The 13,136-nt window shown below is 71.6% G+C and carries 10 protein-coding genes; 3 read left to right on the top strand and 7 right to left on the bottom strand.

Annotated elements, in window-relative coordinates:
* Positions 1 to 16: 16 nt before the first annotated feature.
* Entirely contained in the window at positions 17 to 514 is a 498-nt protein-coding gene (locus tag ABTX60_RS08220; RefSeq protein WP_352096264.1) for a phosphoribosyltransferase, read from the top strand.
* Positions 515 to 580: 66 nt separating this feature from the next.
* Here the strand turns inward: ABTX60_RS08220 and ABTX60_RS08215 are convergent, their stop codons facing one another.
* The 6 genes from ABTX60_RS08215 to ABTX60_RS08190 all read right to left on the bottom strand — a co-directional run bounded on the left by ABTX60_RS08215 (position 581) and on the right by ABTX60_RS08190 (position 8,642).
* Positions 581 to 1,591, bottom strand: a complete 1,011-nt coding sequence (locus ABTX60_RS08215; RefSeq protein WP_352096263.1) for a YIP1 family protein — start codon at positions 1,589 to 1,591, stop codon at positions 581 to 583.
* A 118-nt stretch (positions 1,592 to 1,709) separates the two neighbouring features.
* On the bottom strand, positions 1,710 to 3,062 hold the full coding sequence (locus tag ABTX60_RS08210; protein WP_352096262.1) for an FG-GAP and VCBS repeat-containing protein: 1,353 nt from the start codon (positions 3,060 to 3,062) through the stop codon (positions 1,710 to 1,712).
* Between the two features lie 17 nt (positions 3,063 to 3,079).
* The gene (locus ABTX60_RS08205) at positions 3,080 to 4,525 is read right to left on the bottom strand and encodes an FG-GAP-like repeat-containing protein (RefSeq protein ID WP_352096261.1); all 1,446 of its coding nucleotides are present in this window, start codon (positions 4,523 to 4,525) and stop codon (positions 3,080 to 3,082) included.
* 32 nt (positions 4,526 to 4,557) lie between these two features.
* Positions 4,558 to 5,976: a hypothetical protein gene (locus tag ABTX60_RS08200; protein WP_352096260.1), complete on the bottom strand. Its 1,419-nt coding sequence runs from the start codon at positions 5,974 to 5,976 to the stop codon at positions 4,558 to 4,560.
* A 35-nt stretch (positions 5,977 to 6,011) separates the two neighbouring features.
* Complete coding sequence (locus tag ABTX60_RS08195) at positions 6,012 to 7,415, bottom strand: FG-GAP-like repeat-containing protein (protein WP_352096259.1); 1,404 nt, start codon at positions 7,413 to 7,415, stop codon at positions 6,012 to 6,014.
* Positions 7,416 to 7,841: 426 nt separating this feature from the next.
* A complete protein-coding gene (locus ABTX60_RS08190) occupies positions 7,842 to 8,642 on the bottom strand; it encodes a DUF1963 domain-containing protein (protein WP_352096258.1) in 801 nt (266 codons plus the stop codon).
* Between the two features lie 130 nt (positions 8,643 to 8,772).
* Between ABTX60_RS08190 and ABTX60_RS08185 the strand changes: the two genes are divergently transcribed.
* Positions 8,773 to 9,216 carry a DUF6086 family protein gene (locus tag ABTX60_RS08185; protein ID WP_352096257.1) on the top strand — a complete coding sequence of 148 codons (444 nt, stop codon included), beginning with the start codon at positions 8,773 to 8,775 and terminating at the stop codon, positions 9,214 to 9,216.
* Between the two features lie 251 nt (positions 9,217 to 9,467).
* Here the strand turns inward: ABTX60_RS08185 and ABTX60_RS08180 are convergent, their stop codons facing one another.
* Complete coding sequence (locus ABTX60_RS08180; RefSeq protein WP_352096256.1) at positions 9,468 to 11,792, bottom strand: (Fe-S)-binding protein; 2,325 nt, start codon at positions 11,790 to 11,792, stop codon at positions 9,468 to 9,470.
* Between the two features lie 299 nt (positions 11,793 to 12,091).
* On the opposite strand from ABTX60_RS08180, the gene ABTX60_RS08175 reads away from it, so the two are divergent.
* Positions 12,092 to 13,111, top strand: a complete 1,020-nt coding sequence (locus tag ABTX60_RS08175; RefSeq protein WP_352096255.1) for an MraY family glycosyltransferase — start codon at positions 12,092 to 12,094, stop codon at positions 13,109 to 13,111.
* Positions 13,112 to 13,136 lie beyond the last annotated feature (25 nt).

The raw sequence follows: 13,136 nt of genomic DNA, 5'->3' as shown, positions 1-13,136 counted from the left end.
CGTGAGCGAAGCAGGCATGAGTGACGTGCGCGAGAACCTGACCTACGAGAGGTTCGGTGTCGCCGTGCGCGAGCTCGCGCAGGCCATCGCCGACGACGGTTACGAGCCCGACATAGTTCTCAGCATCGCCCGCGGCGGCGTCTTCGTGGCCGGCGGGCTCGCCTACGCCCTGGACTGCAAGAACATCCACCTGGTGAACGTGGAGTTCTACACCGGCGTGGGGACGACCCTCGAGATGCCGGTCATGCTGGCGCCGGTGCCGAACGTGATCGACTTCTCGCGGAAGAAGGTGCTGATCACCGACGACGTCGCCGACACCGGCAAGACGCTCAAGCTGGTCCGCGACTTCTGCCTCGACACCGTCGCCGAGGTGCGCAGCGCCGTCGTCTACGAGAAGTCGCAGTCGCTCGTGAAGTGCGAGTACGTGTGGAAGCGCACCGACGACTGGATCAACTTCCCGTGGAGTGTCGAGCCGCCCGTCGTGCGGCGGGACAACCAGGTGCTCGACGCCTGACCGGCGCGGCCGGACGCAGAAAGAGGGGCTCCCCGCGGGGAGCCCCTCTCGCGTATCCGTGTGGCCTCAGACCGTGCCCAGCTTCACGATCGACAGCAGCGCGATCAGCTGGATCGCCGACGCGCCCAGCGCCTTCGGCCAGGGCAGGTCGTGGGAGCGGCCCACCATGAGGGTCAGCAGGACGCCGCCCGCGACCCAGGTGGCCCAGCCCAGCAGCTGGACGAACGTCGCGTCGCCGCCCGCGAACATCGCGAAGACCAGGCGTGGCGCGTCCGTGAGGGACATGATCAGCATGGACAGGCCGACCGTGGGCTGCCAGGCGCCGTCGCCGCCGAGCTGGCGGGCCAGGGTGTGGGTGACCACGCCCAGGACGAACGCGCTGAGCACCATCGCCACGGCCGTCGTCAGGACGATCGGCACCGCGTTCGACAGTGTGGCGTTTATCGCATCCTTGCGGGCGCCGTCGAAGCCGAAGACGGCGAGCAGGCCGTAGAGGAACGTGACGATGAGGGCCGAACCCCACATCGAGTAGTCCCGCATCTGGAGGAACGTCTGGTTGGGGGCGAGGACGATCCCCCGGAGCAGGGCCTTCCAGTGCAGGCGCGGGCCGACCGGGCCGGGCGCCGGGGCCGCAGAACCGGCGCGGTAGGTGTCGCCCTGGGTGTAGGGGTCGTCGCCGACCGAGAAGGCCTGGGTGTGGCCCGGGTTGTTCGCCGCGTACGGGTCGGCCGGACCCTGCGGGCCGGGCGGGTACGCGCCGTCGCCGAAGTACTCCGGCTCGCCCTGCCCGCCGTAGCCGCCGCCGTGTCCGGCGTTCGGCTGCGGCCACGAGGGGCCGCCGCCGTTGCCGTACGGCTGCTGCCGCGGGTACGCCTGAGGCGCCGGCGGGGAGCCGTACGGCGGTCCCTGCGGCGTCTGCTGCCCGTACGGAGGGTTGTGCGGTCGCGTCTGAGGAGCGCCGTTGTTCCGGCCGCGTCCGATCCTGAATCCAGCCACGTCTTCGAACGTACCTGGTCCCCGGCGGTGGTGTGCCGGGCCCGGCCTCCCGGGCCCGGCTTTGCGGCCGAGCTGTGACATCCCTTAAGGGGCAGGGGGGTTGGGTGTCCGTGGGGTGTCGGGGTTCGGCCGTACGGGTCCCGCCCCGGGTCCGCCGGAGCGGGCTCCGGCGGATTCGGCCGGGCCCGCTCGGGCGGCGTCAGTCGGGAAGGGTGCCGCCCAGTTCCGGCAGGGTGATCGCGCCGGTCTTCGTCGGGACCGTGCTCGTGCCGCGCATGAGCAGCGCGCCGTCCGCCGCGCCGATGGCCAGGTCGGCCCTGCCGTCGGCGGTCAGGTCGCGCAGGCGGACCGTGTAGCCGAAGGCGGTGCCGGAGTCCGCGGGACCCAGCACCGTCTGGGCGATCCACGAGGAGCGCGCGCCGCCGAGGCCGCCGGAGCCGCCCCGGAACACGTGGACGCCGCCCTGGTCCGCCTTGCCGTCGACGTCCTCGTGCGGGACGCCGACCGCGAGGTCCGCGTAGCCGTCGCCGTCGGTGTCGGCGGCCGAGATCGCGTAACCGAAGTTGTCGTCGGCCTCGGGGCTGCCGGAGACGCCCGACGTGGCCTGGGTCAGGGTGACCGAGGTGCCCGGGCCCGACGACGTGCCGCGCCAGATGGTGACCGCGCCCCTGCCGTTGTCCTTGTCGGGCACGCCCAGGGCGACGTCGCCGTAGCCGTTCTTGTCGAAGTCGCCGATCACGGGGCTCGGGTAGAGGCCCTCCTGCCGGTCGCTGAGGGTCTTGGAGACGCCCGAGGAGAGGCCGGAGGACGTGCCCTTCAGGTACCAGGCGCGCTCGCGGATGTCGCTGTCGGTGATCTCCGTGCCGATGACCACCAGGTCGGTCTTGCCGTCCCCGTCGACCTTTCCGGCTCCGAGGGCGGTGGAGTACCAGCCGCCGGAGCTTTTGTCGATCTTGCTGACCTTGCCGGTAGTGCCCGACTTGGTGAAGGGGCCGCGGTACAGCCACGCCTCCTCGCCGCCGATCACGGCCAGGTCGGGGGAGCCGTCGCCGGTGAAGTCGCCGGTCGCCAGGTCGCGGCCGAAGTGGCCGCCCGCGCCGCCGACGGGGGCGATGTTCGTGCCGCCGGACAGGCCGGACTTCGAGCCCCACAGGACGGTGACCGTCCCGCGGTAGTCGTCGCTGCCCACGTGCTCCATGGGGTTGCCGACGACGAGGTCCGCGTAGCCGTCCTTGTCGAGGTCGGCGCTCGCGAGGGACTCGCCGAACCGGTCGTCCTCCTCGCCGGAGCCGGGGACGCCGGGGCTGTCCTGGTGGAAGCGCTTCGGGTGGGCGGTGTCGAGGCCGGACGTGGTGCCGTACACGACGGTGATCGTGCCGCCCTCGCGGTCGACGTCGTCGTAGCCGCCGTAGGCGAGGTCGCGGCGGCCGTCGCCGTTGAAGTCGTCGTAGTGCTTGGCCGGCGCCGCGGCGGCGGGGCCGGTGAGCAGCACGGGGGTGACGCCGGTGGCCAGCAGGGCGGCGATCAGGGCGGTGGTGGTGGATCTGCGCATGCTGTCTCCCTGGCCGGTCAGCCGATGAGGTTAGCGCCGAACGCGCCGTAGGAGCGGGTCTGGCCGAGACTGCCCGGGCCGAAGGTGCGGGCGCCGTCGGTGATCGGGCCGGTGGCCGAGCCGCGCAGGGCTGTGATGGCGCCGATGCCCTCGTCCTCGAAACCGGCGGTGATCGTGAACTCGGCGTGGCCGTCCTGGGTGACGTCGGTCAGCAGGGTCTCGGAGCCGAAGTAGTCCGTGGCCTCCGCGGTGCCCGGGACGCCGGCGGTGTTCTGGGTGACGGTGCGGGCGCCGGTGCGCGAGACACCGGAGGCCGAGCCGTTCATGAGGATCGCGGCGCCGGCGTCCTCGGTGGTGCCGATGTCCTCGAAGCCGACGCCGATGGCGAGGTCGCCGTAGCCGTCGCCGTTGGTGTCGCCGATGGAGACGGACCCGCCGAAGTTGTCGCGCTCCTCGTCGGCGCCGGGGACGCCCGGGGAGTCCTGGGTGAGCTCGGCCATGGGCGCGTCGCCGTTGACCGGGCCGCCCGCGGAGCCACGGATGACGACGACCTTGCCGCCGAGGCTCCCGGTGTGATCGCTCCCCTTCTCGAAGACGTTGCCGAGGGCGATCTCGTCGTGGCCGTCACCGTCGATGTCGCCGAGGGCCAGGGAGGTGCCGCCGTTCAGGGCCCGGGGGGCCGTGGTGTCCGGGCCGGTGGGGGAGCCGAGGTAGGCGACGCCCTTGGACCAGCTGCCCGTCTCGTCGTCGGTGAAGACCCGGTAGGTGAGGACCAGGTCCGACCTGCCGTCGGCGTTGGTGTCGCCCGCGTTCATGGCGTCGACGATCCACGCCGGTTCGGGGGTGGAGATCTTCTGCGTGGCGCCCGTGGTGCCGGTGGTGGTGAACGGGCCGCGGACGATGTGGACGTCGTCGGTGTCGGTGCCGACGGCCAGGTCCGCGTTGCCGTCGCCGTCGAAGTCGCCCGCGGTCAGCAGGTTGCCCCAGTTGTTGTGGGCGGAGACGGCCGGGTCCTTGACCGTCGTGCCGTTCTGCAGGCCGTTCGCCGAGCCCCACAGGACGGTGACGGTGCCGCCGTCGCCGTCGGTGCCGTCGCGGTCGCCGGGAGCGCCGACCGCGAGGTCGGTGTAGCCGTCGCCGTTGAGGTCGGCCTGGGCGAGCGCGCCGCCGAAGGTGTCTTCATTGCCGGCGTCACCGGGCACACCGGCGGTGTTCTGGCTGACGACGGTGCGCTTGGCCGGGTCGAGGCCGGTGGCGCCGCCGTGGACCACGGCGACGTAGCCGGCCATGCCCTTGCCGTCGACCTTGGCGTAGGGGGCGGCGAAGGCCACGTCGCCGTAGCCGTCGCCGTTGAAGTCGGCCGTGGGGCCGGCGGCGGGTGCGGCGGTGGCCGCCGTCGCGGGCAGGGCCGTGAGCAGCCCGGTGGTGAGGGCCGTGGCCAGGAGGATGGTGCGCTTACGCATCGGGATCCCCGTCGGGTCGGAAGTGGTGGTGGTCAGGAGTTGAGCGCGGTGCCGTAGCCCGGGGTGCCGGACGTCGAGATGCCCGTCGTGCCCGGGCCGAAGCTCGTCGAGCCGGACACCGTCGGGCCGGTGGCCGTGGCGCGCAGGGACCAGATCGCGCCGTCGCCGGCGTTCTCGCCCGGCGCGGAGACGGACAGGTCGGCGCGGCGGTCGCCGGTGTGGTCGGTGAGCGTGACGCGCTCGCCGAACCGGTCGCCGTTCTCCGAGGTGCCGGGAACACCCGCCGTGTTCTGCGTGTACGACGTCGCGCCCTTGGTGGTCAGGCCGGACGCCGAGCCGTACAGCACGGTGACGGCGCCGGCGGAGCCGTTCTCGCCCGCGGTGCCGATCGCCAGGTCGGCGTACCCGTCGCCGTTGACGTCGCCGAGCGAGACGTCGCTGCCGAAGCGGTCGCCCTTCTCGGAAGCGCCGGGCACACCGGCGGTGTCCTGGGTGAGGACGAGCGGGGCGCGGTCCGGGTCCGGGCCCTCGGGTCCGCCGTAGACGACGGTGACCTTGCCGCCGAGGGCGCCCCCCGGATCGGCGGACACCTCCCGGTCGTTGCCCACGGCGATGTCGTCGTGGCCGTCGCCGTCGATGTCGCCGACGGCGGAGACGAACCCGCCGGGCAGCCTCTGCAGCCAGTCGGTGTAGTTGCTGATCTTCATGTCGGCGAGGGAGGTGGTGGCGGCGCCGTCGTGGGCGGCGCGGCCGTGTAGGACCACGCGAGGGTGGCCGTCGCCGGTGACGTCGCCGGAGGAGAGGTGGGTGATGCCGTTGGAGGACGACCCCCAGCCGCTGCCCGAGCCGCCGTCGTGCGCGCTGGTGTTGGTGATCGGGCCGTTCACGAGGGACAGGGTGACCGGGCCGGTGGAGCCGACCGCGACGTCCACGTCCCCGTCGGCGTCGAAGTCGCCCGCTGCCAGGGCCTGGCCGTAGCGGTCGTAGTCGGTGCTGAAGAAGCTGACCAGCGTACGGGCGCCGGACAGGCCGGACGCCGAGCCCCAGACGATGGTGACCGTGCCGTCGTTGTTGTCGCTGCCGTCCTCGCCGGGCGTGCCGACCAGCAGGTCGGCGTAGCCGTCGGTGTTCAGGTCGGCGGAGGCGAGGGCGGTACCGAAGGCGTCGTCGGCCTCGGCGGTGCCGGGCATCCCGGCCGTGTTCTGCGTCAGCAGGGTCCGGGTGGAACTCTTCGGGCCGCTCGTGCTGCCGTAGACCACCGCCACGGCACCGGCCTTCGCCTGCCCGGCGACGGTGGCGCCCGGCGCGCCGATCGCGAGGTCGGTGCGGCCATCGCCGTTGAAGTCGTAGGGGGCGGCGGCCGGCACGGCGTGCGCGGCGGGGGCGGAGAGGGTGAGGGCGAGCGGGGTCAGGGCCGCGGCGAGGACGGTGGAAGCGATACGGGTGCGCATGCGGGTACGTGCCTCACGGGTGGGTCGACGGGGCGTCACTGGGCGATGGCCGAACCGAAGTAGAGGCCGGACTTGAGGGCGACGGCGGTGGTGGTGATGCCCTGCGCGCCGCTGGTGGTCAGGCCGGAGGCGGAGCCGCGCAGGAACCACAGGCCGCCCGTGGAGTTCTCGCCGTCGACGCCGACGGACAGGTCCGCCTTGCCGTCCTTCGTCACGTCGGTCAGGTCGACCGCGGAACCGAACTGGTCCCAGGATTCGGCGGAACCGGGCACACCGGCGGTGTCCTGGGTGTACGACTTCACGCCACTGGTCTTCAGCCCCGACGCGGAGCCGAAGAGCACGGTCACCGAGCCGGCGTTCACCGCCGAGCCGATGTCCTCGCCCGGGGCGGCGACGGCCACGTCGGCGTACCCGTCGCCGTTGATGTCGCCGGTGCTCACGGACATGCCGAAACCGTCGTCCGGCTCGCCCGCGCCGGGCACGCCCTCCGTGTCCTGGTGGACGACGGTCGGCTGCTGCGCCGGGTCGGGGCCGTTCGGACCGCCGTACCAGACGGTGATCTGGCCACCCTTGTGGCCGCCGGGCTTGAGGTCGTACGGGTCCCCGGAGTCGCCGAGGACGAGGTCGCCGTAGCCGTCGCCGTTGATGTCGCCGATCGCGCCCTGGGTGCCGTCGGCGTTCGGCAGCTCGGCCATCTTGTGCGTCATACCGTTCCAGCGGAAGTAGAGGATCTGGCCGCCGGAGTCGCCGTCGACGGTGAACGGGTAGACGCGCTCGGCCGTTCCGTCGCCGGTGAGATCGCCCGCCATCACCTCGGACGTGGTGCCGAGCTCACCGACGCGGAGGTTGTTCAGCGGGCCGCCGGTGCGGGTGAACGGGCCGTTGTAGATACGGGTGTGGCTCTGGCCGGTGAGCGTGACGTCCGTGTCGCCGTCACCGTCGAAGTCGCCGGTGGCGATGCCCCGGGAGAAGCTGCCGTACTCGGAGAGCGTCGACGGTTGCGGCAGGCCCTTGCCGCCGGCCAGCCCGGACTTGCCGCCCCACAGGACCGTGCCGGAGCCGACGGCGTCCCGGTCACCCACGCTCTCGCCGGTGGCGCCGACGACGAGGTCGGAGTAGCCGTCCCGGTCCAGGTCGCCGGCGGCCAGGGAGGCGCCGAACAGGTCGCCGGACTCGGCGGTGCCGGGCACGCCCGTGGAGTTCTGCGTGATGACGGCCTTGCGGGTGGCCGACACACCGGACGCCGAGCCGTACAGGACGACGACGGCACCGGCGCAGGAGGCCGAGCCGACGGTGGTGCACGCGGCGCCGACCGCGACGTCCCGGTAGCCGTCGCCGTTGAAGTCCCCGGCGAGACCGGAGGGGGCGGCGGTGGCCGGGGTGGCGGAGAGGAGGCCGGTGGTGAGGGCGGCGGCCAGCAGGAGGGTGCGGTTGCGCAAGGCGGGGCTCCGGAGGTCTGCATGCGGGGGATGCCTGGCGGACATCCACAGTCGATGGAGGGCCGGGCCGTCCGTGTTCGCCGGACGTTGTCCGGGGGTTCACGGCCGGTCGGCGATCAAGAGACCTGCGGAGGGACGTAAGGGTTGTACGTGAGTTCGGTTAATTTGCGGGTTGCCGCGGGGCGGGGCGCGGTGGTCACGCGAGTCCCTGGGGTCTGGGCGGGGGATGGCCTCGCCGGAGGGAGACCCCCTCCGGGCCCCCGAGACGCGTCGCACGGCCGTGCCCGGCGGGACGACACCCCGCCGGGCACGGCTGTTCCGCGCTCGGAAACGGCTGCTGTGTGCTCTCGCGCGGGTACCGCACGGTCACCGGTTACCCATGGTCAGCCCAGGTGGAACGGCCTCTTGAGTCCGCCGCGCGTCGCGTCAGCCGCAGATGAGCTGGGCCACTGCCCGGTCGAAGTCGCCGACTGCGAGTGCCTCGGCCGGGATGGTGAAGTACAGCGTCCCGGCATCGCCCCAGCCCCACCCCAGGTCGGTGTCCCCGGCGAGCTGGAGCAGATGGACGGCCGCCGTGCCGTCGGCGTCACGGGGCGACACCGGCAGCGTGTGCGAGGTGTCGGGCCAGCCGAAGGCGCAGTGGCTGCCCGCGGTGTTGCCGTCGAGATCCGCCATCGTGGTGAGGAACAGCGAGGACACTCCCCAGTGTTCGTCCCGGTCGAACTCGAGGTCGTCGTCCTCGACGTCCCAGCAGTCCGGGAGCATGGTCACCTCGGCCGCGTGGACGGGCATCGCCGGGTAACTCCGCGCAGGCCGGGGGGCGGTGACGGCGACCGCCCGTGCCGGGTCGGCGGGAAGGACGCGCCACACCCCGGGCTGGTACACGTCCAGCTTGCGGTACTCCTCGTACGGCAGGTCCGGATCCAGGTAGAAGAAGTTCAGCAGGCCGGGCCGCGCGGGCAGTTCGGAACCCAGCCAGGGGGCGAGGGCGTCCGTGTCCAGGACGGCGTGCGGGGACAGCGGGACGCCGCTCAGCTCGGGCCAGGGGGTTCCCGGTTCGAGGAGCGCGGGACCGCCGAGCCGGCACCGGCCTGTCGCCCGGGCCACACCCGTCGCAGGAGCCAGCCGGAAGCCGCGACGGGCCATGGCGGCGAACTGCCGGCCGGTCCTCTCGCCGAGCCGCTGTGTGCACACGTCGGTGAGGCTGCCGGGATCGTCGAACTGCATACCGGGATCCTGCCAAGCACGCGGCAGCCCCGCCAGGCCGGTCCGGCCTCGTCGGGTACGTGCCAGGACGTGCCTGCCGGCGGCCTGATCTTCTAGCCTGCGCAGGGGCAGCCGAGCAGGGGGAGCGACGATGAGCATGTACTTCGACATCGGTGACGAGACGTTGTGGAACCCCTCGAACGGCGCCGGCCGCCTCTTCGTACGGCAGGTCGAGGTCTTCGAGGCGGAGCTCGGGCTGCCGTCGGGAATCGGCCACAAGCACCCGGGCGACCCGGACACACTCGAGGTCGATCCGGCCGTGTACGCGGAGTTCGCACGCGGCTTGGTCGCCTGGCACTGCCGTACGGGACACTCCGTGATCCTCGCGCTCTCCGAGGGGTTCGTGGCGACGGCGGTCGCACTTGCGCGGCGCGCCGGGATCGCCGTGGACGTACCGCCTCCCGGGCTCGGCCACGAGGCTGGTGGCGTCCAGCCCGACGTGCAGGTGCCCGGCAGTCCCCGGCCCGCGCCGGCCGCTGTCCGCACCGCGTTGGACACCCGGGCACGAGAGGTGGACCGCTGGATGTCCTGCTGAGACATGGCGACCCGGTCGAGGCGAGTCATCCCGGGCAGCGTCTGTCGGTTCGCGGATCCGTCTCGCAACGGGCCCTTCCGGCAACCCAGTCGGAGGACCTGACCAGCGTCGAACTCCTTCTGAGGCACCGCAGTCTTCCGGACCCGTGACCCCTGCCGTCCTGCCCGATAAACCGCGGGCAACGCCGAAGCCCCCCACCCGAAGATCGGGCAGGGGGCTTCGAAGGGGTTGGAACGGCCGGCGGAGACCGGCTACTTCACCGGCTCCGGCTCCGGTGCGCTCGTAGAGTCCGACGTGCCGGCCGGCGGCTCGCCGTCGTCGTTCGGGTCGTCGCCCTCGTCCTCCGCCGGGACCGGCGTCTTCACCGAGTCCAGCAGCAGCTGGGCCACGTCCACCACCTGGATGGACTCCTTCGCCTTGCCGTCGTTCTTCTTGCCGTTGACGGAGTCCGTGAGCATGACCAGGCAGAAGGGGCAGGCCGTCGAGACGATGTCGGGGTTGACCGACAGTGCCTCGTCGACGCGCTCGTTGTTGATGCGCTTGCCGATGCGCTCTTCCATCCACATCCGCGCACCACCCGCGCCACAGCAGAAGCCGCGCTCCTTGTGGCGGTGCATCTCCTCGTTGCGGACGCCCGGGACGGCGGCGATGATCTCGCGCGGCGGCGTGTAGATCTTGTTGTGGCGGCCCAGGTAGCACGGGTCGTGGTACGTGATGATGCCCTCGACCGGCGTGACCGGGATCAGCTTGCCCTCGTCGACGAGGTGCTGCAGCAGCTGCGTGTGGTGGATGACCTCGTAGTCACCGCCGAGCTGCGGGTACTCGTTGCCGAGCGTGTTGAGGCAGTGCGGGCAGGTGGCGACGATCTTCTTGGCCGACTTGGGCTTCGCCGACTCCGCGACGACCTTGCCCTCGTCGTCCATCTCCTCGCCGAACGCCATGTTCAGCGCCATGACGTTCTCCATGCCGAGCTCCTGGAACAGGGGCTCGTTGCCGAGACGCCGGGCGGAGTCACCGGTGCACTTCTCGTCGCCGCCCATGATCGCGAACTTGACGCCCGCGATGTGGAGGAGTTCCGCGAAGGCCTTGGTGGTCTTCTTGGCGCGGTCCTCGAGGGCACCCGCACAGCCGACCCAGTAGAGGTACTCGACCTCGGACAGGTCCTCGATGTCCTTGCCGACGACCGGGACCTCGAAGTCGACCTCCTTGAGCCACTCCAGGCGCTGCTTCTTCGCCAGGCCCCAGGGGTTGCCCTTCTTCTCCAGGTTCTTGAGCATCGTGCCCGCCTCGGACGGGAACGACGACTCGATCATCACCTGGTAGCGGCGCATGTCGACGATGTGGTCGACGTGCTCGATGTCGACCGGGCACTGCTCGACGCAGGCGCCGCAGGTGGTGCAGGACCACAGGACGTCCGGGTCGATGACGCCGTTCTCCTCGGCCGTGCCGACCAGGGGGCGCTCGGCCTCCGCGAGGGCCGCGGCGGGGACGTCCTTGAGGGCCTCCTCGGACGCCTTCTCCTCGCCCTCCATCGTCTTGCCGCCGCCGGCCAGCAGGTACGGCGCCTTGGCGTGCGCGTGGTCCCGCAGCGACATGATCAGCAGCTTGGGGGAGAGGGGCTTGCCCGTGTTCCAGGCGGGACACTGCGACTGGCAGCGGCCGCACTCGGTGCAGGTGGAGAAGTCCAGCAGGCCCTTCCAGGAGTACTGCTCGACCTGGGAGACACCGAACACGTCGTCGTCGCCCGGGTCGGTGAAGTCGATGGGCTTGCCGCCGGAGGTCATCGGCTGCAGGGCACCGAGGGCCGTGCCGCCGCTCGCCTCGCGCTTGAACCAGATGTTCGGGAAGGCGAGGAAGCGGTGCCAGGCCACGCCCATGTTGGTGTTGAGCGAGACCGTGATCATCCAGATCATGGTCGTGCCCAGCTTGATCATCGCGAAGAAGTAGACCAGGTTCTGCAGGGCGGCCACGCTCAGGCCCTTGAAGGCCAGGACCAGCGGGTACGACGCGAAGTACGCCGCCTCGTAGTGGTCCACGTGGTGCAGCGCACCCTCCAGGCCGCGCAGCACGTAGATGGCGAGGCCGATGGTGAGGATGACGTACTCGACGAAGTAGGCCTGGCCCATCTTCGAACCGGCGAACCGCGACTTGCGGCCGGGCCGCGAGGGCAGGTTCAGCAGGCGGATGACCATCAGCGTGGCGATGCCGAGGGTGGTCATCGCGGCGATGAACTCGATGTAGAGCTCGTACGGCAGGAAGCCGCCGATCACCGGGAGCGTCCAGTCGGCCTGGAAGAGCTGGCCGTACGCGGTGATGATGGTCGGCGGGAGCGTCAGGAAGCCGATCGCCACGAACCAGTGGGCGACGCCGACGATGCCCCAGCGGTTCATCCGCGTGTGGCCGAGGAACTCACGCACCAGGGTCACGCTGCGCTGGTAGGGGTTGTCGGTCCGGGCGCCCTCGGGCACGGGCTGGCCGAGCTTGAAATACCGGACGAACTGGCCGATCGCGCGTGCGAGCAGCGCGACGCCGACCACGGTCAGTACCAGCGACACGATGATCGCGGCGAGTTGCATGGGGGCTCCTCGGGCCTGCGAGGGGTTTCGTCGGGGTGACCTGTCGTTTTTACGGTTCCCCGAAATTACTAAGCGGTAACTTATGCAGTCCGTCTGAGACTACCCTCATCCTCCGCCGCACTGTAGCCGGGTCGGCAGTGATCTGAATCGCTGAGGGTTGCCTCAGGAGCGGACCGGATCCGGTCGCGATCCGCCCTGCGTGCCGCCGCCGTCCCGATGCCGGTTCCGTCGCGAATCTCGTCGTCCATCCCGTCGTGTTATTCATACCGAAATGTCATAGTCCCGCCTAACTTATATCCGTGCTCTACGGGATCACCGCCGCCGCCACCGCCCTCGTCCTCACCGCCGTGCTCGCCGCCGCCCTGCGGGCCCCCGCCCTGCGGCTGCGGCTGGTCGAGCGGCGCCGGCAGCGGGACGTGCCGCTGTCCGGCGGTTTCGCCGTCGTGCTCGTCACCGGGCTGGTCGTGGGGGGTGGCGAGTGGCTGGGGGTCGCGCCGTCCGCCGACGGGACTCGGGGAGTGCTCGTCGCCGCGGGTGCCGTCGCCCTGCTCGGGCTCGCCGGTGACGTGCTGCGGTTGCGGCGGCGGGTGCTGGCCGCCGGTACGGCCGTGGCGGCGGCGTGTGTCGTGCCGTACGGGGAGACGGGGCTGGGGACCGGACTGCTGGCCGTCGTGTGGATCGTGGCGGTGGTGTTCGGGTTCCGGGGGCTCGATCACGCCGACGGGCTGGCGGGTACGGTCGGGGTGGTCGCCGCCTTCGGGGCGGCGGCCTGTGCGGCCGTCGAGGTGATGGACGGGATCGCGGGGCTGATGAGCGTGCTGGCCGCCGCGCTGACCGGCCTCCTTCTCCACAACTGGCACCCCGCGCGGGTGGCGCTGGGCGGCTGCGGGTCCATGGCCGCGGGGTTCGTGATCGCCGTGGGGACCGTGTACGCCCGGGCCGGGTTCGGGTTGGGGGAGAGCGCGGGTGTCCTGTTCGCGCTGACCGCGGTGGTGGCCGCCGATGCCGTCCTCGTGCTGGCGTCGCGGCGGCTGGGCGGGCGGAGTGTCGCGCGCAGCGGGCCCGACCATCTGGCGCACCGGCTGCGGCGGCTCGGGCTGACCGCGCCGGGGGCGAGTCTGCTGCTGGGAACCGGGGCGTTGTCCGGGATGCTCGTCGGGGTACTCGCGCATGCCGGCTGGATCGGGGCGGGCGCCCTGTGGTGGGTCGCGGGAGGGACGCTCGTGGTGGTGTTCACCCTCTCGCGTGTACCGGTGTACAGCCCTAGACGCAGCGTATCGACGCAGGTCAGAGCGCCATTGCGCGTAAGGAACGGATAAGAGTTGAGCCTGCTCGACTCAGCTC

The organism is Streptomyces sp. NPDC126510 (assembly GCF_040302345.1).
Taxonomy (GTDB): Bacteria; Actinomycetota; Actinomycetes; order Streptomycetales; family Streptomycetaceae; genus Streptomyces.
The sequence above is the reverse complement of the archived record's forward strand: the minus strand, read 5'-3'. Positions and strand labels throughout refer to the sequence as shown.

Excerpts from the sequence above, each read along its gene's own strand:
- ABTX60_RS08190 (WP_352096258.1), bottom strand. The coding sequence starts at position 8,642 with ATGCAGTTCGACGATCCCGGCAGCCTCACCGACGTGTGCACACAGCGG.
- ABTX60_RS08180 (WP_352096256.1), bottom strand. The coding sequence starts at position 11,792 with ATGCAACTCGCCGCGATCATCGTGTCGCTGGTACTGACCGTGGTCGGC.
- ABTX60_RS08185 (WP_352096257.1), top strand. The coding sequence starts at position 8,773 with ATGAGCATGTACTTCGACATCGGTGACGAGACGTTGTGGAACCCCTCG.
- ABTX60_RS08200 (WP_352096260.1), bottom strand. The coding sequence starts at position 5,976 with ATGCGCACCCGTATCGCTTCCACCGTCCTCGCCGCGGCCCTGACCCCG.
- ABTX60_RS08210 (WP_352096262.1), bottom strand. The coding sequence starts at position 3,062 with ATGCGCAGATCCACCACCACCGCCCTGATCGCCGCCCTGCTGGCCACC.
- ABTX60_RS08215 (WP_352096263.1), bottom strand. The coding sequence starts at position 1,591 with ATGTCACAGCTCGGCCGCAAAGCCGGGCCCGGGAGGCCGGGCCCGGCA.
- ABTX60_RS08220 (WP_352096264.1), top strand. The coding sequence starts at position 17 with ATGAGTGACGTGCGCGAGAACCTGACCTACGAGAGGTTCGGTGTCGCC.
- ABTX60_RS08205 (WP_352096261.1), bottom strand. The coding sequence starts at position 4,525 with ATGCGTAAGCGCACCATCCTCCTGGCCACGGCCCTCACCACCGGGCTG.